Annotated in this window: 23 protein-coding genes; 15 read left to right on the forward strand and 8 right to left on the reverse strand. The window is 58.0% G+C overall.

Annotated elements, in window-relative coordinates:
• Nucleotides 1-109: 109 nt before the first annotated feature.
• From QWJ10_RS07770 to QWJ10_RS07785, 4 genes are all read left to right on the forward strand, one after another.
• Nucleotides 110-478, forward strand: a complete 369-nt coding sequence (locus QWJ10_RS07770) for a hypothetical protein (RefSeq protein ID WP_010796600.1) — start codon at nt 110-112, stop codon at nt 476-478.
• Nucleotides 479-564: 86 nt separating this feature from the next.
• Nucleotides 565-831 (forward strand): hypothetical protein, encoded by a 267-nt coding sequence (locus tag QWJ10_RS07775; RefSeq protein ID WP_289925294.1) that lies wholly within the window; start codon nt 565-567, stop codon nt 829-831.
• A gap of 25 nt (nt 832-856) precedes the next feature.
• Nucleotides 857-1,483: a LysE family translocator gene (locus tag QWJ10_RS07780; RefSeq protein WP_010796598.1), complete on the forward strand. Its 627-nt coding sequence runs from the start codon at nt 857-859 to the stop codon at nt 1,481-1,483.
• A gap of 4 nt (nt 1,484-1,487) precedes the next feature.
• Nucleotides 1,488-2,057 (forward strand): GNAT family N-acetyltransferase, encoded by a 570-nt coding sequence (locus QWJ10_RS07785; protein WP_289925299.1) that lies wholly within the window; start codon nt 1,488-1,490, stop codon nt 2,055-2,057.
• 6 nt (nt 2,058-2,063) lie between these two features.
• Here the strand turns inward: QWJ10_RS07785 and QWJ10_RS07790 are convergent, their stop codons facing one another.
• Nucleotides 2,064-2,942 (reverse strand): YihY/virulence factor BrkB family protein, encoded by an 879-nt coding sequence (locus tag QWJ10_RS07790; protein ID WP_122041058.1) that lies wholly within the window; start codon nt 2,940-2,942, stop codon nt 2,064-2,066.
• A 255-nt stretch (nt 2,943-3,197) separates the two neighbouring features.
• Between QWJ10_RS07790 and QWJ10_RS07795 the strand changes: the two genes are divergently transcribed.
• The 5 genes from QWJ10_RS07795 to ybaL all read left to right on the forward strand — a co-directional run bounded on the left by QWJ10_RS07795 (nt 3,198) and on the right by ybaL (nt 8,982).
• Nucleotides 3,198-3,929, forward strand: coding sequence for a glutathione S-transferase (locus QWJ10_RS07795; RefSeq protein ID WP_289925303.1), 732 nt, complete (start codon nt 3,198-3,200; stop codon nt 3,927-3,929).
• Between the two features lie 196 nt (nt 3,930-4,125).
• Nucleotides 4,126-5,151, forward strand: a complete 1,026-nt coding sequence (locus QWJ10_RS07800; protein WP_289925305.1) for an LLM class flavin-dependent oxidoreductase — start codon at nt 4,126-4,128, stop codon at nt 5,149-5,151.
• Nucleotides 5,152-5,269: 118 nt separating this feature from the next.
• Nucleotides 5,270-5,797, forward strand: a complete 528-nt coding sequence (gloA, locus tag QWJ10_RS07805; protein ID WP_289925306.1) for a lactoylglutathione lyase — start codon at nt 5,270-5,272, stop codon at nt 5,795-5,797.
• A 112-nt stretch (nt 5,798-5,909) separates the two neighbouring features.
• Nucleotides 5,910-6,971, forward strand: a complete 1,062-nt coding sequence (locus QWJ10_RS07810; RefSeq protein WP_289925307.1) for a PA0069 family radical SAM protein — start codon at nt 5,910-5,912, stop codon at nt 6,969-6,971.
• Between the two features lie 304 nt (nt 6,972-7,275).
• A complete protein-coding gene (gene ybaL / locus QWJ10_RS07815; RefSeq protein ID WP_289925309.1) occupies nt 7,276-8,982 on the forward strand; it encodes a YbaL family putative K(+) efflux transporter in 1,707 nt (568 codons plus the stop codon).
• A gap of 36 nt (nt 8,983-9,018) precedes the next feature.
• Here the strand turns inward: ybaL and QWJ10_RS07820 are convergent, their stop codons facing one another.
• Nucleotides 9,019-9,498 (reverse strand): hypothetical protein, encoded by a 480-nt coding sequence (locus QWJ10_RS07820; RefSeq protein ID WP_289925311.1) that lies wholly within the window; start codon nt 9,496-9,498, stop codon nt 9,019-9,021.
• A gap of 92 nt (nt 9,499-9,590) precedes the next feature.
• Nucleotides 9,591-10,235 carry a hypothetical protein gene (locus tag QWJ10_RS07825; protein ID WP_289925313.1) on the reverse strand — a complete coding sequence of 215 codons (645 nt, stop codon included), beginning with the start codon at nt 10,233-10,235 and terminating at the stop codon, nt 9,591-9,593.
• Between the two features lie 170 nt (nt 10,236-10,405).
• On the opposite strand from QWJ10_RS07825, the gene QWJ10_RS07830 reads away from it, so the two are divergent.
• The 3 genes from QWJ10_RS07830 to QWJ10_RS07840 all read left to right on the forward strand — a co-directional run bounded on the left by QWJ10_RS07830 (nt 10,406) and on the right by QWJ10_RS07840 (nt 13,789).
• Nucleotides 10,406-10,804 (forward strand): hypothetical protein, encoded by a 399-nt coding sequence (locus QWJ10_RS07830; protein ID WP_010796588.1) that lies wholly within the window; start codon nt 10,406-10,408, stop codon nt 10,802-10,804.
• A 487-nt stretch (nt 10,805-11,291) separates the two neighbouring features.
• A complete protein-coding gene (locus tag QWJ10_RS07835) occupies nt 11,292-12,002 on the forward strand; it encodes a carbonic anhydrase (protein WP_125888154.1) in 711 nt (236 codons plus the stop codon).
• Nucleotides 12,003-12,202: 200 nt separating this feature from the next.
• Nucleotides 12,203-13,789, forward strand: coding sequence for a SulP family inorganic anion transporter (locus QWJ10_RS07840; protein WP_289925317.1), 1,587 nt, complete (start codon nt 12,203-12,205; stop codon nt 13,787-13,789).
• 149 nt (nt 13,790-13,938) lie between these two features.
• Here the strand turns inward: QWJ10_RS07840 and QWJ10_RS07845 are convergent, their stop codons facing one another.
• The 3 genes from QWJ10_RS07845 to QWJ10_RS07855 form a co-directional block, all read right to left on the reverse strand.
• On the reverse strand, nt 13,939-14,211 hold the full coding sequence (locus QWJ10_RS07845) for an HU family DNA-binding protein (RefSeq protein ID WP_010796585.1): 273 nt from the start codon (nt 14,209-14,211) through the stop codon (nt 13,939-13,941).
• Nucleotides 14,212-14,395: 184 nt separating this feature from the next.
• Nucleotides 14,396-15,550 (reverse strand): FAD-dependent oxidoreductase, encoded by a 1,155-nt coding sequence (locus QWJ10_RS07850; RefSeq protein WP_289925320.1) that lies wholly within the window; start codon nt 15,548-15,550, stop codon nt 14,396-14,398.
• Nucleotides 15,551-15,698: 148 nt separating this feature from the next.
• On the reverse strand, nt 15,699-15,866 hold the full coding sequence (locus QWJ10_RS07855) for a rubredoxin (protein WP_010796583.1): 168 nt from the start codon (nt 15,864-15,866) through the stop codon (nt 15,699-15,701).
• 337 nt (nt 15,867-16,203) lie between these two features.
• Between QWJ10_RS07855 and QWJ10_RS07860 the strand changes: the two genes are divergently transcribed.
• From QWJ10_RS07860 to QWJ10_RS07870, 3 genes are all read left to right on the forward strand, one after another.
• The gene (locus QWJ10_RS07860; RefSeq protein WP_125888151.1) at nt 16,204-16,578 is read left to right on the forward strand and encodes a MarR family winged helix-turn-helix transcriptional regulator; all 375 of its coding nucleotides are present in this window, start codon (nt 16,204-16,206) and stop codon (nt 16,576-16,578) included.
• A 51-nt stretch (nt 16,579-16,629) separates the two neighbouring features.
• Nucleotides 16,630-17,790, forward strand: a complete 1,161-nt coding sequence (locus QWJ10_RS07865; RefSeq protein ID WP_289925324.1) for an MFS transporter — start codon at nt 16,630-16,632, stop codon at nt 17,788-17,790.
• An 88-nt stretch (nt 17,791-17,878) separates the two neighbouring features.
• On the forward strand, nt 17,879-18,316 hold the full coding sequence (locus QWJ10_RS07870) for a VOC family protein (protein ID WP_289925325.1): 438 nt from the start codon (nt 17,879-17,881) through the stop codon (nt 18,314-18,316).
• Nucleotides 18,317-18,377: 61 nt separating this feature from the next.
• Here QWJ10_RS07870 and QWJ10_RS07875 read toward each other — a convergent pair whose 3' ends face one another.
• Both QWJ10_RS07875 and QWJ10_RS07880 read right to left on the reverse strand, forming a co-directional pair.
• Nucleotides 18,378-19,154, reverse strand: coding sequence for a MetQ/NlpA family ABC transporter substrate-binding protein (locus QWJ10_RS07875; RefSeq protein ID WP_289925327.1), 777 nt, complete (start codon nt 19,152-19,154; stop codon nt 18,378-18,380).
• 117 nt (nt 19,155-19,271) lie between these two features.
• On the reverse strand, nt 19,272-20,051 hold the full coding sequence (locus QWJ10_RS07880; RefSeq protein ID WP_122044678.1) for a MetQ/NlpA family ABC transporter substrate-binding protein: 780 nt from the start codon (nt 20,049-20,051) through the stop codon (nt 19,272-19,274).
• Nucleotides 20,052-20,088 lie beyond the last annotated feature (37 nt).

Consider the following 20,088-nt stretch of genomic DNA (forward strand, 5'->3'; position numbering starts at 1 on the left):
TAGACACTTTTCTACCCGGCGAACGATCCGCGGCTACGCTGTTCCTTATCTATTCAAGAAACGTATTAGCCAGCCCTACTGTAGAACGAGCTGATGAGAGGAGCAGCGGATGGTCGAGATCGAAATCGAAGGCAATAACGTCGTCTTCACCGTCAAAGGCATTCACAAGCTGTGGGCACTCAAGAGCCAGCTGACGATCCCCCAATCGCATATCCTGGCGGCTCGCCAGGACGATACGGTCCTGCAGGGCTGGAAAGGCTGGAAGGCGCCGGGCACCAAGATTCCGAATATTCTGACGGCCGGGACCTTCTACCTTGAGGGCGAGCAGGTATTTTGGGATGTCAGCCATGCGGAACGGGCGATCATCATCGACCTGGAAGATGAGCAGTACAAACGTCTGATCATCGAAGTCGAGCATCCTGAAGGGGCCATCGAGCTATTGTCTAGCCTGATCGAAGCCAACAAGGGCAACGTCTGAATAGGCGCGATTCAGGTACTGCCGCACGCTGGATCAACCAGAACACTGCCATACTCTGGAGGTGCTTTCATGGATAGGGAGTTGCAATGGCCTGCAAGGACGACGGACACTCACTCGAAACCCGCATTATCAGCCTCCTGGCCGCCCTGCCATTTGCCCTGGTAACAGCGGTGCTGCTATGGCTTGCGCTCAATCAGGGGCTGGCTTTCACGGGCGGATTTCTCGGAACGGGATACTTCTGGGGCTGCCTGGGATTATTTTTGCTGGCAGCATTCATCTGGCCCACCCTGTTTCCCGGTTGGCTGGGTATGATCTGGCGTGGCTTTATCCGCCTGTATCACTATTGGGTCTGAACAAGAAAATATCCAAGGACTGATCATGTTTCCAATCGATATCTGGCTCGCCTATACCGCAGCCTGCGCGTTGTTGATCCTGTCTCCCGGCCCGGACAATCTGCTTGCCATTGGCCGTGGCCTGAGCCAGGGTAGCCGGGCCGCCATCGTTTCCGGACTGTCCTCAGGCGTTGGCATCCTGTTTCACGTCACAGCCGCCACCTTCGGCCTGACGCTACTGATGAAAACATCAGCCGTGGCGTTCTGGGTCGTCAAGCTGGTGGGCGCCGCCTACCTGCTGTGGCTGGGGATCAAGGTATTGCGTTCGCGCAACCTGATCACCTTCACCCCGGCTGCTCACCAGCCGCTGAAAACCATCTTCCTTACCGGGCTGCTGTCGGCTGTGCTCAACCCCAAGCCGGGCCTGTTTGTCCTGGCCTTTCTACCCCAGTTCGTAAGCCCTGCCCGCGGCTCCGTGACGATCCAGATGCTGGTCTACGGCGCCTGGTTTGCCTTGCTGACCTTTATCGGCTTTTCCATCATGGGCTCCTGTGCCTCGCGGCTGGCCCGCTGGCTGAAGCATCGCCCACGCGTCGTAGGGGGTCTCAATTGGGGCGCGGGTATTGCCTTCATCACGTCCGGCCTGACCGTGGCGGCCTTGCAACAAAGGTAGCCATATGCACCCGCCTCTGGAGCCTGCCCTTTACGAAACGGTCCGCCTGCGGCTTCGCCCATGGCGTGACGAAGACCGTCTCCCCTACGCTGCGCTGAACGCCGATCCAGAGGTACGTGAATACTTTCCGGGTATACTGGATTTTGTCGGCAGCGAGGCCGAGCGTGAGCGTATCCAGGCCAAGATTGCAGAACAGGGATGGGGTTTCTGGGCGGTCGAATTGAAAGAGACCGGAGCATTCATCGGCTTTACCGGCCTGAATGCTTCAGAAGGTCTGCCCTGCTCGCCGTGCGTGGAAATTGACTGGCGATTGGCCAGGGCCTACTGGGGAAAGGGATATGCCTCAGAGGCCGCGCGTGAAGCCTTGCGCATCGGGTTCGAGCAACTGGCGTTAGACGAGATCGTCGCCTTTACAGCCTTGAGCAATCACCGCTCTCGAGCCGTGATGGAGCGGCTCGGAATGCGAAATACCCAGGAAGACTTCGATCATCCCCGTGTCCCTGCTGACCATCCCTTGCGCCGGCACTGCCTGTACCGGCTCACCCATACGGACTGGCAACACCGCCTGACCTAAAGCGGTTTACTCGTCCAGCTTCTTGTCGCCCTTTTCTTTGCCCTCGTTGGAGTGGTGCTCGATCACCGCGTTGATTTCCGCGCCAAACAGCAGCACTGCTGATGAGATGTACAGGTATAAGAGCATGACGATAATCGTGCCGATCCCGCCATACATGGCGTTGTAGTTGCCAAAGTTCTGGACGTAAAAGGCAAAGCCCAAGGAAGCGGCAATCCAAACCACTACAGCGAGCACCGAGCCGGGTGTAATGAACCGAAAGTCCTGCTCTACATCGGGCGCTGCGTAATAAATGATCGCCACGGCCAGCATCAGGAGGATCACAGCAACGGGCCAGCGGATCCAGGTCCAGACCGTGATAAAGACCTGTTCAAGGCCAATGTAGCTGGTCAGCCAATTCAGGAACTGCGGGCCAGTAACCATCAGGGCGGCAGCGCTGATGAGCATCAGCGCCAGCCCGATAGTATAAAACACCGACAGTGGTAACCGCTTCCAGACGGGTCGTCCTTCCTCGACATCATAGGCCATGTTCAGGGCCGTCATCAGCGAGCGCACTGCCGCAGAAGCTGACCACAGCGCCACGATGATCCCTACCGATAGCAAGCCGCCCTGCTGATTTTGCTGAAGCTGATCGATCACTGGATTAACTTGCTCCAGTGCCTGCGCCGGCAGGACATAGTTGGCCTGCTCGCGTAGCCAGTTGAAGAAGTCGGGCAGATGCAGAAAGCCCACCAGCGAGATCAGGAACAGAATGAAAGGAAACATCGAAAAGAACATCTGATAGGCCAATGCCGAAGCATAAGTCGCCATATCGTCTTCATTGAATTCCTTGACCGCCCGCTTGAGTACGTCCAGCGGGCCCAACCCACGAAGACTGAATCCCAACATCCCCATCTCCTCTCATACTTTATCTACAGGCAACCGGACTTGGCTGTTTGTAAAGGTGAAGGCATAGCCTTGTAGGGGGTAGACCGGACTGAGCGGCAGATGTCACCGCAGAAGAATCAAACGACTGTTCGCGCCTTCCCGCCATAAGCCGAGCAATCCGATACTGTGACGGCTGTTCGTTCGTGAAAACAGGCAAACAACTCCTGGAGGGATCGTCTGTCCCACAGGGAGACCCTCATTGAAAGGAGACGAGCAATGCGTTACGAACTGCATTACTGGCCCACCATTCAGGGACGAGGCGAGTTCATCCGCCTCGCGCTGGAAGAAGCCGGCGCTGACTACGTGGATGTGGGCAATGGCTCCGAAGAGGATGGCCTGGGCATGCCTGCCATGGAATCCTATCTGAACGGTGAGGCAACGCCCTTCCCCCCCTTCGCCCTGCCGTTTCTCAAGGCGGGCGATCTGATCGTCTCCCATGTTGCCAATATCCTGCAGTTCCTGGGACCCCGCCTCGGGCTGGCTCCGGAAGATGAAGCCTCACGCCTGTGGGCCCATGGTCTGCAGCTGACTATTGCTGACCTTGTAACCGAAGCCCACGACATTCATCATCCCATAGGCTCCTCGTTGTATTACGAAGACCAGAAGGCGGAAGCCAAGCGCCGTGCAGAAGGGTTCATCAAGGAACGTATCCCCAAGTTTCTCGACTATTTCGAGCACGTTCTAGAGGATAATCCCAAGGGAGATCGTTATCTGGTCGGAGACTCGCTCTCCTATGTCGACCTGTCGCTCTTTCAAGTCGTGAGCGGGCTGCGCTATGCCCTGCCCAAGGCCATGCAGCGGATCGAGGCGGATATGCCCAAGGTCGTCGATCTGGTCTCCCGGGTAGCCCAGCGTCCCAATATCAAGGCCTATCTGGCCTCCGATCGACGCCTGCCCTTCAGCGAAAACGGCATCTTTCGCCATTATCCTGAGCTCGACGAGGTGTGATCCAACTGAAGGCTCGACAGATCCGGGCCTTTAGTCCAACCGTTTCCATCGGGTCTGAACAGGCCAGACGTGTGCGATCTTTTTGGCATCAACCACCTGCACGCCTTGATTCTCCCGCCTGAGCAGCGCATCGTACGCGACTCTCGGATTCTGTCTGAAAGCGCCTGTTGCGCTGCCGATCATCAAGGAGAGGCCCATGCGGACATTAGCCAAGACCCGCCTGTCGATACTTGACCTTGCCCCCGTCACGGCTGGCCAGTCGGTAGGCGAGGCCCTGCGCAACACCCTTACCCTGGCCGAGCAGGCCGATCGCTGGGGTTATCACCGTTACTGGTTGTCCGAACACCACAACATGGACGGTGTAGCCGCCTCGGCCACCGCCGTGCTGATCGGGCAGGTAGCGGCTGCTACCCGCCGTATCCGTGTGGGGGCAGGCGGTGTCATGCTGCCGAACCATACCCCCCAGTACGTGGCCGAGCAGTTCGGTACGCTGGAAATCCTGTACCCAGGCCGCATCGATTTGGGTATAGGTCGCTCTCCCGGCGGGGATTACGCCACCATGGAAGCGCTGCGGGTCAACATGATCACGGCGAGCCGGGAGTTTCCTGAGCGCGTCCGTGAACTGCTTGCGCTATTCAACGAGGGCACGGAATCAGCCTTGAATACGCCGCCCTTCACCCGCGCCCCAGGCGAAGGGCTGAGCGTTCCGATCTGGATGCTGGGCTCCAGCCTGATCAGTGCTCGCCTGGCCGCTGAGCTTGGGCTGCCCTATGCGTTTGCCGCGCATTTTTCGCCGGCCCGCCTGCATGAGGCGATAGCGGCCTATCGCGAGCATTTCAAACCTTCTCTGCACCAGCCGCGTCCGCGGGTCATCGTGGCTGTTCCCGTCATGGCGGCGGATACCCGGTCAAGAGCCAAGCGTTTGATGCACTCCCTGTATCAAAAGGCGCTGGATGTCGGGCGCGGCCGCTCCAGCCGGCTGAAGCCTCCGCCCGAAACGATGGAGTGGACGCCTCAAGAGCGGCTGGCCGTGGAAGACCAGTATGCAGCGGCCATCATTGGAGGCCCTGATGAGGTGCGGGCAGGTTTGCAGAAATTGCTGGAAAGCACCCAAGCCGATGAACTCCTGATTCATACCGAGACCTATGACTTTAAGGAGCGCCTGCGGTCCTATGAGATCGTCTGGCAGGCGAAGCAGCAGGCCTTGCTGGAATCGTCCTGAAACCCAACGGCCTTCGTGGCCATTTGCCACAGCCAGGGTCTACTCAGCCTAAACGAGGCGCGAAAGTGGTAAGCTGGCTATCTAAGTAACGTCTGGATTGATCGTCTGGAGAAATACGATGACCTTGAATGAACTGAACAACCTGCCGGGCGTCACGGCCCAGCCTGACGCGGCCACCGCCGAATACGTCTACAACCACACCATGGTCCGGGTAAAGGATATCGAGAAGTCCCTGGACTTCTATACCCGTGTCCTGGGCTTCACCATGCTGGAAAAGAAAGACTTTCCGGCTGCCAAATTCAGCCTGTACTTCCTGGCACTGATTGCCGACAAGTCCCAGATCCCGACGGATCCGGAAGAGCGTCACCGCTGGCGCAAGTCCATTCCAGGCATTCTGGAGCTGACCCACAACCACGGCACCGAAGACGATGCGGACTTCAGCTACCACAGTGGTAACAGCGATCCGCGCGGCTTTGGCCACCTGTGCGTTGCCGTACCGGACATCCACGCTGCTTGCGCGCGCTTCGAAGAGCTGGGCGTTACCTTCCAGAAGCGCCTGACCGACGGCAGCATGAAAGACATCGCGTTTATCAAGGACCCCGATGGCTACTGGATAGAAATCATCCAGTTCACGCCGGTCGTGTAAGACCTTCAGGACGGCGCCCCGCGCCGTCCTGCCTTTTTCCGCCGTACCCTCTGGCTTAATACCTGCTCAAGATATACTGTATATTCAAACAGTGTATCTCTGAGACAAGGTCATGACCCATCAAAAGCCTCCACGCGGTCGGGGGACCGGTAGTAATCCGCACAACCGCTATGCCCCTACCCGGTCGGAAGCCTATGACGATGGCTGGTTTCAGGATATTCCTCCCACCCAGGCAACCGAGATTCGGCTGGAAACGGCCAAGACGGTTATCTCGCGCAATACCTCGCCGGACATTCCCTTCGAACAATCCCTTAATCCCTATCGCGGCTGCGAACATGGCTGCATCTACTGCTATGCCCGTCCAACCCATGCCTATTGGGATCTCTCGCCCGGCCTCGACTTCGAGACCCGGCTGATTGCCAAGACCAATCTGGCCGAAACTCTGGAGAGGGAGCTGTCCAAACCGGGTTATGTCTGCAAGCCCATCGCCATCGGGGGTAATACCGATCCTTATCAGCCTATCGAACGCGAGCAGCGCCTGACGCGCCAGGCGCTTGAGGTACTACTCCGGTATCGGCATCCGGCTACGATCATCACCAAGGGTACGCTTATCCTGCGTGACCTCGACCTGCTGGGCGAGCTGGCGGCCCGTGGCCTGATCAAGGTCGGGATCAGCCTGACCACACTGGACGATGAGCTGAAACGTACCTTGGAGCCCAGGGCAGCGGCCCCGTCCGCGCGGCTCAAGGTTATTCGCACCCTGCGTGAGGCCGAGGTTCCGGTTGGCGTCATGTGCGCCCCGATTATTCCAATGATCAACGACCGCGAACTGGAGCATCTGCTTGAAGCGGCCCATGACGCCGGAGCCCGCTCGGCAGGGTATGTTCTGCTGCGCCTGCCGCGGGAAGTGGCTCCCTTGTTCGAGGAATGGCTTGAAGCTCACTATCCGCAGCGTGCGGCCCATGTCATGAGCCTGATTCGCCAGAGTCGAGGTGGTGAGGTCTACGACAGTCGCTTTACCACGCGCATGCATGGCGAAGGGGTATTTGCCGATCTGCTTGAGCAGCGATTTCGTATCGCCCTGCGCCGCCTGGGCCTGAATCGTCGCGAAGCACGCATCTCACTGGACTGCACTCAGTTCAGCCCTCCCGGTCAGCAGATGCCACTTTTCTGACCCTTGCTGGTAAAGCGTGCGTAATATCGGGAAATATCTGAGATAACCCTGAAAACGCTTTATTCAGACACGCTGAAAAGAGAACGGCAACTTTCAGCCTTTACCGCTTGTCCTTACTACACCCTGCCTGGCCTTATAAGGTTTGGCGCCAGCATTTTTGTAGCTATAACTCCAATACGGTGCGTACTTTATCGCTGCGTGCATGATGCCTTGAATATCTGAGCGCCATGGTGAGGCCAGTCCATAGGCTGGGTCTCCAAGCCTTGCGGGTTCTTTTTGCCCCAGCCCCACATGGAGCCACCGCATGCATGAAATGCCCCTGATTACTACCTTGGCCGCCGGCTTGGTTCTGGCCTTTTTTCTGGGCCTCCTCGCCAACCGCCTGCGCCTGCCTCCTCTGGCGGGCTATCTTCTGGCCGGCGTACTGGCCGGCCCCTTTACGCCAGGCTTTGTAGCCGACAGTGATATTGCCCATGAGCTGTCCGAAATCGGTGTGATTCTGCTGATGTTTGGCGTAGGCCTGCATTTTTCCATCAAGGACCTTATGTCGGTCCGCAAAATCGCGATTCCCGGTGCCATTGGACAAATTGCCGTAGCCACGCTTATGGGGATGGGCCTTGCGCACCTCCTGGGCTGGGGGTTGGGTGCAGGGCTGGTCTTTGGCCTGTCACTCTCGGTCGCCAGTACCGTGGTGCTGCTTAGGGCAATGGAGGAACGACAGATGATGGAAAGTCGCCGCGGTCGCATCGCCGTCGGCTGGCTGATTGTGGAAGACCTGATGATGGTGCTGGCACTGGTTCTGCTGCCAGCGCTCTCCGGCATGCTGGGCGGCAAGGCCGCCGAAAACGACACTAGCCTGAGCATGCAACTTCTGCTGACGCTGGTGAAAGTGAGCGCCTTCGTAGCGCTGATGCTGATCGTGGGTCGGAGAGTCGTCCCGTGGCTACTCAAGCGTGTTGCCCGCACCGGATCACGGGAGTTGTTTACCCTCGCCGTACTGGCACTGGCCATGGGGATTGCCTTTGGCTCATCGGTCCTGTTCGGCGTGTCCTTTGCACTGGGTGCCTTTTTTGCCGGCATGGTCCTGAACGAGTCGGAACTCAGTCACGAGGCAGCCGACAATTCCCTGCCGCTGCGTGAAGCCTTTGCCGTGCTGTTCTTCTTTTCTGTCGGCATGCTGTTCAACCCGGAAGTGCTGCTCTCGCACCCGCTGCACCTGTTGGCCACGGTACTGATCATCATCGTTGGCAAGTCCCTGGCTGCGCTGATCATCGTACTGCTGGCCCGGCGCCCACTTAGCGTAGCCCTGACCATTTCAGCAAGTCTTGCTCAGATTGGTGAGTTTTCATTCATCCTGGCAAGCCTGGGCGTCAGCCTGGAGCTGCTGCCTGAGGAAGGCCGTGACCTGATTCTGGGCGGTGCGATCATTTCCATCATTCTGAACCCTGCCCTGTTCAGCATTATCGACCGTCTCCAGCCATGGCTCGAGCGACGCGAAGGGCAGGCGCTTCCCAATGCCAAGGCGCCCCACGCGCCCGAAGTAGTAGAGCCGCCACCCATTACCGAAACCGATCATGTGGTTCTGGTCGGCCATGGCCGGGTTGGCAGGCTGGTCAGTGCTCGCCTGCGCCGTGAACACATGCCGTTCGTGGTGATCGAGAATGATCGCGATCATATCGAGGAGCTGCGGGCAGATCAGATCAGTGCCGTGCTGGGTAATGCTGCGCAGCCGAACGTGCTTCAAAAGGCTCATATCGAGCAGGCGCATACGCTGCTGATCGCCATCCCGAACGGGATTGAGGCCTGCGAGGTCTCGAGGCGTGCGCGAGAGCTGAATGCGTCCCTCAATATCGTTTCCCGCGCCCATTACGACGAGTTGGTGCAGCACCTGCAAGAAAGTGGCGCTAACGTTGTTATCATGGGCGAGCGCGAGATTGCCCGAGGCATGTTTACCGAGCTGGGCCTGCCCACCCAGGAGCGTGGAGAAGATCTGCATCCGCATCCCGGCTAATGGGCGACAGCGGGAGCCCACCGGCTCCCGCCCTGTCTACTTGAGTGACTTGTATTCGCCCTTGGCAGCCTCACGGTAGTCATAGGTCGGATAGAACTCCGTATGAAAGGAGCCCCAGGCGCCCTTTTCCACCGCCATGTTCACGTCCGGCAGTTTGTCCGGCGGTACGCGCAGGGTCACGATCTGACCAATTCCCATCACCACATACCAGGACACCACCTCCGTGCCCAGGGGCGGAAAATTGTCAAAAAAGCCCTGACGCCTGAGCTCCTGCTTGGTTTCGGTCAGCGGCTTGGACTGGTCGTGCCGCAGGATAATGGTCAGCAGCACGCCTGAAGCCGTGCTCCCCGACGCGCCTGTATCGGCTGGCGAGGCTGGCGAGGCTGGTGACGATGCAGGCATCGGTTGAGTGGTCTTTTCAGGGCTGGACGGTGGCTGTGACGGCTCGGCCGCCAAGGTCAGTGTGGCTAGCAGGCAAGCCGGAAGGGCAAGGGCGATACGTCGGGCAAATCTCACTGCGGGTTCTCCTTGAAGGGCACATCGAGCCCTCTGCACAGCGTAGTTCAGCCTTGAGCATCCTTCCTGTCGGCAAGCCAGGACGTATTCTGTTACAGCTGCCTGGCCAGCAGCCACTGGTAGATTCGCATGTCCCGATAAGCCAGGCGAGCAGCGCCTACATGGCCCTGCCCCTGATCCAGATACAGGCGATCTCCCTCCTGGGCGGTCTCGGCCGAGGTCAGGCCCAAGCGGCTGATGAAGGCGGGCGTTGCCCGGCGCGTCACCTCGCCGACACTGATCCAGACCGGTCGTTGAGGATCGGATTGAGGCACGCGCGTCAGGTCTACCGGCCATAACGCCGCCCAGAAAGCAGGTTGGGAGAGCGCCAGATCGAATACGCCGTTTCCACCAAAGCTGAAGCCGGTGAGATAAGTCCGCCTGCGATCACCGTAATAGGACTTTTGCACGTCCACCACAATACTGCCGACCTCATCAATAAAGCGATGCCAGCGATCACCCTTGGATGGCATCTGTGGCGCCACCACAATAAAGGTCTCCCTTACCTGTTCCGGATTGCCCGGGTTGAGCGGACCATGCACCGTCAATGCCTTATGGATCGGCATGGGTGCGCCCTCATCGTAGCCATGCAGAAAACAGAGTACCGGCCAACCTCCCGTGGGTGGCAGGCCCTCGGGCACGGAAAGCAGATACGGCAAGGCAGCCGACTCGATCAGCTGGATGTCAGGCAACGGCATAGGGCCTCCAGAAAAACCAGGCGTGTAAACGGTTGGACCTTGCGTTCCACCCGACACTCACCCCTGCCCATGCCGCCGGTCTAATGGTGGACTGCCGATCGCTGGAACGAGCCGAAGGCCTCTTTCTGTGGTCAGGAGTTATAGCCACTACCTGAATTACAGGAGGAACCATGCAAAAGCTGAAGGTTGATTGGGATACCACCCGTGACGTACTACGCGCAGGCACCCGTGAGGACAGCGTCTCGGTACGCACTATTGCTGTAGACGTTGCCCGCCGTCAGGACACATCTGCCGATGACCCTCAAGTCATCGAAGCTATTCTCAAGGCAGCAGATGAGCTGGTCCGCAACGGCTTTATCGACGCGCCTTATCCGTTCGAGAAAGATTCGGAGGTCAGAGGTATCAAGCCGCTGGGGCAAGAGCTGTTCGAGTGGATGGAGGATGAGCACAAGTGGAATCGGCTGCGCCCTGCATTGGAAGAGGCCCTGCAGAGTGGTCTGGGCGCCGATCATCAGTACCTGAGTGCTAACGCGCTGGACGCGGCCATGCGCGGAATCGGTGTCCGCTGATCGGATTTCGCTGGGCAGGTTGATGATCTACCTGCCCGGTATCTTGGTACTGCCGTACTGCTTTACCTGATAACCCATTACACCTTTATCTCACCTCAAGCCGTGCAATGTGGCGCAATAGACATTTGCTCACTTCAGCATTGAATAAAAATGTTTTATCTGTGAACTATTCCAGATTTAACCCCTGCCTTAAAAAATCCAATAGCTCCAAAAACCCCTTTTAAGCAATTAGCCACCACATGATGGCTATTTGATCGCAATAAAATTTGGAAATATCTTCAAACTGTTCCTTTGACTACTTTTTCTTCAGGGTGAATTAAGCTTCGCGCTCTAGGCTTGCTTCAAGCCTGGGGCATATGCCCAACGCTACGTGGTCCGGAGGGTTTCGGGATTAAGCTGTAACCAGACGTTGGTGGGCAACGTCTGCTTCAAGCAGTACCCGATCGGACAATGGTTAGTTGTTTCGTCCACGTAAAGAGGTTGGACCATGAACGAGAAAAACATGAACGTCCCTTGTGCGGATGACGCCTTGCAACAAATTGTCGATGGCTTCAAGCGCTTCCGAAAGGAAGTGTTCCCAGAACAGGAGGAGTTATTTAAAAAGCTGGCCAATGCACAATCGCCACGCGCCATGTTTATTACATGTGCCGACTCGCGCATCGTGCCTGAGCTGATCACCCAGAGCTCCCCAGGCGATCTGTTCGTTACCCGTAACGTTGGAAACGTCGTTCCGCCCTATGGGCAAATGAATGGCGGTGTTTCGACAGCCATCGAGTATGCCGTTTCGGCCCTTGGGGTTAAGCACATCATCGTGTGTGGTCACTCCGACTGCGGTGCCATGAAGGCCGTGCTGAACCCGGACTCACTGGAAAAGATGCCTACGGTAAAAGCCTGGCTTCGCCATGCCGAGATCGCCAAGACCGTCGTAGCGGACCACCAGTGCTGCGAACACAGCCACGGCGGTGAGCTGGATTTCCTGACCGAGGAGAACGTTGTCGCTCAGCTGACCCACCTACAGACGCACCCGTCTGTGGCGTCACGCCTGGCGAGCGGCCAGCTGTTCATTCACGGCTGGGTCTATTCGATCGAAACCAGTGAAATCAAGGCATACGACGCTATCGAAGGCCGCTTCCGTCCCCTGGATGGAGAAGGTCCGATGCCAGTCGCCACGCCACGCCCCCGTTTGAACTCAAACTGATCCAAGCCTTCGGCGCGCCTTGCGCGCCGAAGTCGCCAGCACCTCAATAAAAACAACATAGCTGGTCATTTTCAGACGAGGCCCATGGCTGCCTGCAGTTATGGGCGCTGTCCGTCTTCGTGTGGGTAAACGACTTTGCCAGATCCGGTTAGGGAGGGCTCTGGCACAGGTTGCTATGCGTTTTTACGGAGGATAGGACCATGCTCGGAAACACTTCTGCAGCATCATTCAAGCAGACCTTTCCACGCGATGCCTTGGCCTCGCTGGTAGTCTTTCTCGTTGCCCTGCCCTTGTGCATGGGCATCGCCATCGCCTCCGGAATGCCGCCAGCCAAGGGCTTGGTGACCGGCATCATCGGTGGCCTTATCGTCGGCTTTCTGGCCGGCTCCCCCTTGCAGGTCAGCGGCCCGGCCGCAGGGCTTGCCGTACTGGTATTCGAGCTAGTCAACCAGCATGGCATGAAGGCCCTCGGGCCGGTGCTGATCCTGGCCGGGATCATTCAGGTCGCAGCGGGCTTTGCCCGGCTGGGCGCCTGGTTCCGCGTCACCTCGCCTGCCGTGGTGTATGGCATGTTGGCCGGTATCGGTATTCTGATTGTCTTGTCCCAAGTCCATGTGATGCTCGATGCCTCACCGCAAGCGTCGGGCCTTTCCAACCTGGTCGGTTTTCCGAAGGCCGCTGTACAGGCAGCCGGTGAATGGGGCGGACACGAGGGCAGCGGTGCCTATGCGGCCATGCTGGGTATCGCCACCATCGCCATCATGTGGCTTTGGGAGAAGAAACGGCCACATTCGCTACGCTTTTTGCCAGGCGCGCTGATCGCCGTAACGGCAGCTACGATGGCCAGCCTCTGGATGAACCTGGACGTCAACCGGGTCAACGTGCCGGACAACCTGGGCGACGCCATTGACTGGATCACCTTTGCCGACCTGGGCATGCTGACCAACCCGACACTGTTCATGGCAGCGGTTGCCATGGCGTTTATTGCCAGTGCCGAAACGCTGCTGTCCGCCGCAGCGGTTGACCGGATGCACCAGGGGCCCCGCTCCCAGTTCGATCGTGAGCTGTCAGCCCAGGGCGTCGGTAACCTGCTGTGCGGTATTGTCGGCGCGCTACCTATGACCGGGGTGATTGTACGTAGCTCAGCCAATGTTCAGGCTGGCGCTAAAACACGTGCATCGGCCATTATGCATGGTGCCTGGCTGCTGGCGTTCGTCGCTGCGCTGCCCTTCGTGCTCAAGCAGATCCCGATTGCCAGCCTGGCAGGCGTCCTGGTCTATACCGGCGTAAAACTGGCCAGTCCTTCGGCGTTGCAAGGCCTGAAGCAGTATGGACGTACGCCTATCCTGATCTATGCCGTGACGGCGCTGACCATTGTCTTTACCGACCTGCTCACGGGTGTCGTTCTAGGCTTTGCCCTGTCGGTAGCCACCCTGGCGTTCAAGGCCTCACGCCTTAAAGTGGCTCTGGTCTATGACAAGGAAGACGAGACCCAGGCAGAACTGCGCATGAGCGGCTCGGCCACCTTCCTGAAGGTGCCCAAGATCACTCAGGTGCTGGAAGGCGTTAAGCCGGGTACGACCCTGCATGTACCACTGGATCGCGTGAGCTATATCGATCATGCCTGCATGGAGCTGCTGGCAGACTGGGAACGGACCAATGAGTCCAATGGCGTCAAGCTGATCATTGAGCCTCGCGCGCTCAAGCGTCGTCTGGAAGGTCGCTACCATAAAGCGGCTTCGCTGGGCGGATCACCCTCGACAGGCGCCGTGCAGACGGCCGCCTAGCCTGTATGTCCGGCGGGTACAGAGGTGCCCGCCGGATAGTTGAAAGCAAATGCCTTGTAACAGTCAGAACCGGATAAAACTGTCTGAAAGGCGGAAGAAGGCCAGACAGGCATACCTGACACACCGTCATCGGGCAAATGCAGGAGAGATCAGCTGATGCTGTCGCGCAAGGCCTTGCCGGGCTTGAAAGCCACGGTATTGCTGGCGCGAATCTTGACCGGTTCACCGGTTTGCGGGTTCTTGCCTGTACGGGCTCCGCGATGGCGGGGAAGGAAAGTACCGAAGCCTACCAACGTGACGTTATCCTTGCGGTGCAATGCATTGGCAATTTCATCAAGCACGGCATTGAGAACGGTATTGGCCTGTTCCTTGGAAAGACCGACTTTTTCAGCGATGGCGCTGGCGAGTTCCGGTTTGCGCATAAAGATGCCTCTTGTAGGTGTTTATTGTTGTTGTATCCGTACTCTCCACTCCTTGTCTGGAGCGGAGCAGCCGCGTTTAAGCAGGCACTCTGAGCATGGCACGGCCCAAACCCGCGCGCCAGTCGCATTCAGCGCTTTTTCCATACGACTGACGCGTCTTGAATGTAACGTTGTATTTCAGTCATTACGCCAGAACGGGTGGTAATTGCTTGTTTAACGCCAATTTTTCGCTGACGGCTGCTCCGCTCAAGGCATAACCCAGCAATTTACCTTCACTATCAACGCACAACGCCTTGATATCCGCTCCACTTCCTTCAACCCGCCATTTACCCTTGGCCCCTTTGTTGACCAATGCGACAACCAGCGGGCAGGCTGGCGTTTTCACCGTTACCGGCATCGGACCATAGGTAACTGCCGTAGGCTTTCCGGCCAGCGTCTGGGCCAGAGCACGGGCACAGGCCATCAACGGCATCACATACATCAGGCTTTGCCCTTCCACTTCGGCGCAGTCTCCCAGGGCATAGATGTTTTCATGGGAGGTACGCAGCTCGCGATTGACCACAATGCCGCGCTCGACCTCAAGGCCTGCCGCCTGCGCCAGATCAACCCGCGGTTTGAGACCTACAGCCGACACCACTACGTCGCACGGTAGAGTCGCACCATCGGAAAGGTGCGCCAGATACCCATCCCCTTCGCGCTCCAGTCGTGTCACCGTCTGCCCCAGGTGAAACCGCGCGCCAATGCTTTCCAACCCGCTCTGAACGGCTGCTGCCACCTCGGCAGGAACAAGATTGGGCATGACCTGCTCACACGGTGCGACCACATCCACGTCATAGCCGCCGCTTCGCAGGTCATTGGCAAACTCACAGCCAATCAACCCGGCCCCCAGAATCAGCACGCGCTGCTTGCCTTCAGCTGCCTGACGAAAACGGGCGTAGTCCTGCAGGTCGTTGATTGGGAAGAAAGCGTCCTCGCACCCTCCTGCAACGGGCACCTGAATAGGTTCAGCGCCCCAGGCCAGGACAAGATTTTCGTAGCGAACCTCTTCCTCACCTAGCCAGATTCGCTTGTGGCCAGGATCGATAGCCGTGACGCGGGTATTGGTAAAGATTCGGGCATTGAACTGCTCAGCCATTGCACCCGGTTCCGCCATGACCAGCTCATCCGGCTGCTTGTTCTTGGCGTAGCCGTTGGACAGCATGGGTTTAGAATAGGAGCGACCATCATCGGCCGTAATCATGAGTAGAGGCGTCTGGCTATCGAGCTTGCGCCATTCCTTGGCCAGGTTGTAACCCGCCAACCCTGTGCCGATGATGACCAGGGGTAAAGTTTCGCTCATAACGTTCTCTCTGCGTCGGTTCAGGCGTGGCGTCACCAGGCGCCCCGCTCAGATAGGTTCACGCATTATTGAATGTGTCGCCGGGCCTGTCATCAGTACAAACCCGGGACGAAGACAGCAACCGGCCGGCCGCTTGGGAAGGAGCAAATCAGGCGATCTCGATCATTTCAAAATCGGATTTGCCGACGCCGCAATCCGGGCACATCCAGTCTTCTGGAACATCCTCCCAACGGGTCCCAGGCGCAATACCATCATCCGGCCAGCCTGCCGCTTCGTCATAAATGTAACCGCAGACAATACATTGCCACTTACGCATCGTTATCGTGTCCTTAAAAACTCATCAGGGCTGGTGATCCGGTGAGGCTCTGGGCATCACACGTGTCACCGGTTCTTCTCAGCCTATCGGAAACGTATTTTCTCCTCTAGTTCATCTGTCCTGCGTGTCACGCATGACCACTAGCGCACAACAGGCGCGCGCCTGTATACAAACGCTACCGGCGGATATCGTCCAGCCATTACACTGCGCATGCTCGTCAGCTGCCGCGAGCCGCTTAACCTGTGTTGCCCTGTAAACGGTGGGTGCCAAGCGCTAGCCACCGAGACAAGAAAGCCAACAAACAGGCTCTGCCTGTCTGCACTTACCGGTAACGAACATGACCCGTCGCTTCAGTCAAACCAAACGCCGCGCTGTTGCACACGCCATTCTGGCCATGGACAACAGCTGGATTGCTCACTTCGGCGATTTGGGGCTAAGCGATCTCAGCTACTGTGACCTGTTCATCAACATGTGGCAGCGGCAGGATCAATCCCTGCGCAAAACCGATCTCTATGCGTTCATGCCCAGCATCAGCCGGCGCACCGCCGTCAAATATGTCCAGCATCTGATCGACCGGGGCTATCTGACTGAAACCAATGGCGATGTTGACCGTCGGGTACGCTGGGTCAGCCTGACGCCGGATATCGTCGACCGGCTGGAGCGTTTCTGCGATGCCGCCTGCGAGCATTTCGGCAAGCTGAACAAGGCGTAACTCTCGCCGGCACGCGCTGTCCTATTACCCTCTGCACCACAAGGAGCGCTCATGCGCTGGGGGACCTATTTTGCCGTGCTGGGCGCCATCATCAGTGTGGGTCTGGCATTGGGCATCACCATGCCGCTGGTATCATTGAGGCTAGAAAACTGGGGCTACGGCCCGTTCGCCATTGGGTTCATGGCGGCCACGCCGGCCATCGGCATCATCGTGGGGGCCGGTATAACTGGAAGCCTGGCCGCTCGTATCGGTACGCCGCGACTGATGCAGCTCTGCCTTCTGGCGGGTGCGCTGTCCGTACTGCTGCTGTCCCTCCTGCCCTATTACAGCGTCTGGGTACTGCTCCGGTTACTGCTGGGCGTTATTCTGACCATGATCTTCGTGCTCGGTGAAAGCTGGATCAACCAGATCATCGTTGAACAGTGGCGCGGCAAACTGGTGGCGTTGTATGGCAGCGCCTATGCCCTGAGCCAGCTGACCGGCCCCCTGGTTCTGACCCTGATTGGCACTGAAGGCAACGGCGGTTTCTGGATCAGTACCGCCCTGCTCATCATAGGCTCCCTTGCGCTTGTAGGCCGCAGCGGTGCGCCCAAAGCCAGCGATCATGGCTCCATTGGCCGCGGCCTTTTGCGCTTTTGCCAGCAACTCCCTGCCATCGCCTGGGCTGTTGTGCTATTTGCCGCCTTCGAGGCCATGATGCTGACACTGCTGCCGGTGTATGCGTTGAACCAGGGCTTTGACCAGCGTACCGCCCTGCTCATGGCCAGCACGGTCGTGACCGGTGACGCCCTGCTACAACTGCCTCTAGGCGCACTGGCTGACCGCGTTTCGCGCACCGGCCTGTTCAAGGCATGTGGTGTCACACTACTGCTGACCAGCCTCGCCATGCCGCTCCTGCTGCACACCACCTACATCTGGCCATTACTGGTGATCTTTGGTGCCAGCGCTGGTGGTATTTTCACCCTCGCCCTGATCCTGATTGGTGAGCGTTACCGGGACGCCGAGCTGGTCCAGGCCAATGCCCGTATCGCCCAGCTCTGGGGCTTCGGCTGCCTGCTCGGCCCCTTAACCACTGGAGCCGCCAGCCAATGGCTAACCGGCCACGCCATGCCTTTGCTGCTGGCTGCGGGGGCGCTGGTCATGATCATTATCGTGCAGATTCGCGGCGCTTTACCGGTGACCGAAGCTGAGTCCTTCGAAGGTTCAAAATGAGACAGGCTTTACTCAATCTTTACTTACCTGTTCTCAGCCTAGCAGGCTCAACGAGATACCCTTAGGTGACTAGCCATGGATATTTTTGATGTTTTCAAGCGAGCCTATTACCGTCTTACGCCGTTCCGATCACCTCAGACTTGTTGTTCCGTCACTAGCCGAGTCGCTGAATTTTTGGGCGGTTGCCCTTGGCTTCACGCTCACTCGCCAGAGCAAGTCCCCCTGTGATGAAGCGCTTGCGAGCACCCAGGCGACCGCTGTTGCCGAGCTGGAAGCTCATGACTACCGTGTGCTGCTGATCGAGCAGCCTATTCCTGCGTATCAGCTACCGGAGCCTGAAATCCCTGCGGTCGTTCCCCTCCTGTTTCAGGTCCATGACCTTGAGGCGCGACTGGTGCACATTCGCAAGGCAGGATATGAGGCGCCAGCGCCCCGGATTATCAGTCAGGGCCCCCGGGAAGGCTGGCAAGTCGTGACGATCCACGGGCCCGATCGGGTTGTGGTTGAGCTGATGCAGCCCGGCTAATCCGGATCGTACCCATAAAAAAGCCCGCCGGTTCAGGGCGGGCTTTTTGTTATCGAAGCGATCAGAACGCCGGAGCAACCGCACCGTTGTACTTGTCTTCGATGAATTTCTTGGTTTCCGGGCTGGTCAGGGCCTTGGCCAGCTTTTGCATGGCATCGCTGTCATTGTTGTCCGGGCGGGCAACCAGCAGGTTGGCATAAGGCGACTCCTTGCCTTCCAGCAGCAGCGCATCCTTGGTCGGGTTCAGCTTGGCTTCCAGCGCATAGTTGGTGTTGATCAGCGCCAGGTCCACCTGGTTCAGCACACGCGGCAGCGTAGCGGCTTCCAGCTCCTTGAACTTGAGCTTCTTGGGATTGGTAGCGATGTCACGCGGGGTCGCCAGGATATTGGAGTTATCCTTGAGCGTGATCAGACCGGCTTTTTCCAGGAGCAGCAAGGCACGGCCACCATTGGTGGCGTCGCTGGGGATGGCAACGGTTGCGCCTTCCTTGATCTCATCCAGGCTTTTGACCTTCTGGGAGTAGATGCCGAACGGCTCCACATGCACTTGAGCGACCGGCACCAGATCGGTTCCGCGGCTCTTGTTGAATTCGTCCAGGTAAGGCTTGTGCTGATAGAAGTTGGCATCCAGACGCTTCTGGGCTACCTGCAGGTTGGGCTGAACGTAGTCAGTGAAAATCTTGACGTCCAGGTCCACGCCTTCCTTCGCCAGCTGGGGCTTTACGAATTCCAGAATCTCGGCATGCGGAACAGGCGTTGCCGCCACGCTCAGCTTTTCTGCCGCATGGGCAGTGACGGCGGCAGCCAGCAGGGCAGCAGCGGCAATCAGTTTCTTCATGGTCAAACTCCTCGGCAGATTCAAAAGCATGTCAACGACACGCGGATCAGTCCAGGAGATGGGGGTTCAAGGTCTACCCCTCAACCCCTCTCCTTATACCCGATCAGGTCATTACGATCAGAACGCGGGAACAACGCCACCCTGATATTTCTCCTGAATGAATTTCTTCACTTCAGGCGTGGTCAGGGCCTTGGCCAGCTTCTGGATGGCTGGATCGTTGGCTTTTTCCGCACGGGTGTACAGGTAATTGGCGTAGGGCGACTCGGCGCTTTCGATGAACAGCGCATCCTTGGTCGGCACCAGCTTGGCCTGCAGCGCATAGTTGGCGTTGATCAGCGCCAGGTCCACCTGGTTCAGTACGCGTGGCAGCGTAGCGGCCTCAAGCTCCTTGAACTTCAGGTGCTTGGGGTTATCGACGATGTCGCGCTGGGTAGCAGAGATGTTGTTCGGGTCTTTCAGGGTGATCAAACCCTGCTTGGCAATCAGCAGCAGCGCGCGACCGGAGTTGGTCGGATCATTAGGAATGGCAATGGTCGCGCCATCCTTCAGTTCGGAAACCGACTTGATCTTCTGGGAATAGGCGCCAAACGGCTCGACATGCACCGCTACGACCGGCACCTGATTGCTGTCCTTGTTGCTCTTCTGGTAGGACTCGTAATAGGGCTTGCTCTGGAAATAGTTGGCATCGACCTGCTTCTGGTCGGTCTGGCGATCCGGCTGGATATAGTCGTTGAAAACCTTGATCTCCAGATCTACACCTTCCTTTGCCAGCTGGGGTTTGACCAACTCAAGGATCTCCGCGTGGGGAATAGGGCTCGCTGCCACCTTCAGGGTCTCGGCATGAGCCGCTGTCACCAGACCAAAACCAAGCGCAACGGAAAGCAGGGTACGTTTCAGAGACATAGCGGATTCCTTTCGAAAATAAGAGGGAACA

Origin of the sequence: Pseudomonas sp. WAC2, assembly GCF_030403525.1 — a bacterium.
Lineage (GTDB): Bacteria > Pseudomonadota > Gammaproteobacteria > Pseudomonadales > Pseudomonadaceae > Chryseomonas > Chryseomonas luteola.

Excerpts from the sequence above, each read along its gene's own strand:
- QWJ10_RS07770 (WP_010796600.1), top strand. The coding sequence starts at position 110 with ATGGTCGAGATCGAAATCGAAGGCAATAACGTCGTCTTCACCGTCAAA.
- QWJ10_RS07775 (WP_289925294.1), top strand. The coding sequence starts at position 565 with ATGGCCTGCAAGGACGACGGACACTCACTCGAAACCCGCATTATCAGC.
- QWJ10_RS07780 (WP_010796598.1), top strand. The coding sequence starts at position 857 with ATGTTTCCAATCGATATCTGGCTCGCCTATACCGCAGCCTGCGCGTTG.
- QWJ10_RS07785 (WP_289925299.1), top strand. The coding sequence starts at position 1,488 with ATGCACCCGCCTCTGGAGCCTGCCCTTTACGAAACGGTCCGCCTGCGG.
- QWJ10_RS07790 (WP_122041058.1), bottom strand. The coding sequence starts at position 2,942 with ATGTTGGGATTCAGTCTTCGTGGGTTGGGCCCGCTGGACGTACTCAAG.
- QWJ10_RS07795 (WP_289925303.1), top strand. The coding sequence starts at position 3,198 with ATGCGTTACGAACTGCATTACTGGCCCACCATTCAGGGACGAGGCGAG.
- QWJ10_RS07800 (WP_289925305.1), top strand. The coding sequence starts at position 4,126 with ATGCGGACATTAGCCAAGACCCGCCTGTCGATACTTGACCTTGCCCCC.
- gloA (WP_289925306.1), top strand. The coding sequence starts at position 5,270 with ATGACCTTGAATGAACTGAACAACCTGCCGGGCGTCACGGCCCAGCCT.
- QWJ10_RS07810 (WP_289925307.1), top strand. The coding sequence starts at position 5,910 with ATGACCCATCAAAAGCCTCCACGCGGTCGGGGGACCGGTAGTAATCCG.
- ybaL (WP_289925309.1), top strand. The coding sequence starts at position 7,276 with ATGCATGAAATGCCCCTGATTACTACCTTGGCCGCCGGCTTGGTTCTG.
- QWJ10_RS07825 (WP_289925313.1), bottom strand. The coding sequence starts at position 10,235 with ATGCCGTTGCCTGACATCCAGCTGATCGAGTCGGCTGCCTTGCCGTAT.
- QWJ10_RS07830 (WP_010796588.1), top strand. The coding sequence starts at position 10,406 with ATGCAAAAGCTGAAGGTTGATTGGGATACCACCCGTGACGTACTACGC.
- QWJ10_RS07835 (WP_125888154.1), top strand. The coding sequence starts at position 11,292 with ATGAACGAGAAAAACATGAACGTCCCTTGTGCGGATGACGCCTTGCAA.
- QWJ10_RS07840 (WP_289925317.1), top strand. The coding sequence starts at position 12,203 with ATGCTCGGAAACACTTCTGCAGCATCATTCAAGCAGACCTTTCCACGC.
- QWJ10_RS07845 (WP_010796585.1), bottom strand. The coding sequence starts at position 14,211 with ATGCGCAAACCGGAACTCGCCAGCGCCATCGCTGAAAAAGTCGGTCTT.
- QWJ10_RS07850 (WP_289925320.1), bottom strand. The coding sequence starts at position 15,550 with ATGAGCGAAACTTTACCCCTGGTCATCATCGGCACAGGGTTGGCGGGT.
- QWJ10_RS07855 (WP_010796583.1), bottom strand. The coding sequence starts at position 15,866 with ATGCGTAAGTGGCAATGTATTGTCTGCGGTTACATTTATGACGAAGCG.
- QWJ10_RS07860 (WP_125888151.1), top strand. The coding sequence starts at position 16,204 with ATGACCCGTCGCTTCAGTCAAACCAAACGCCGCGCTGTTGCACACGCC.
- QWJ10_RS07865 (WP_289925324.1), top strand. The coding sequence starts at position 16,630 with ATGCGCTGGGGGACCTATTTTGCCGTGCTGGGCGCCATCATCAGTGTG.
- QWJ10_RS07870 (WP_289925325.1), top strand. The coding sequence starts at position 17,879 with ATGTTTTCAAGCGAGCCTATTACCGTCTTACGCCGTTCCGATCACCTC.
- QWJ10_RS07875 (WP_289925327.1), bottom strand. The coding sequence starts at position 19,154 with ATGAAGAAACTGATTGCCGCTGCTGCCCTGCTGGCTGCCGCCGTCACT.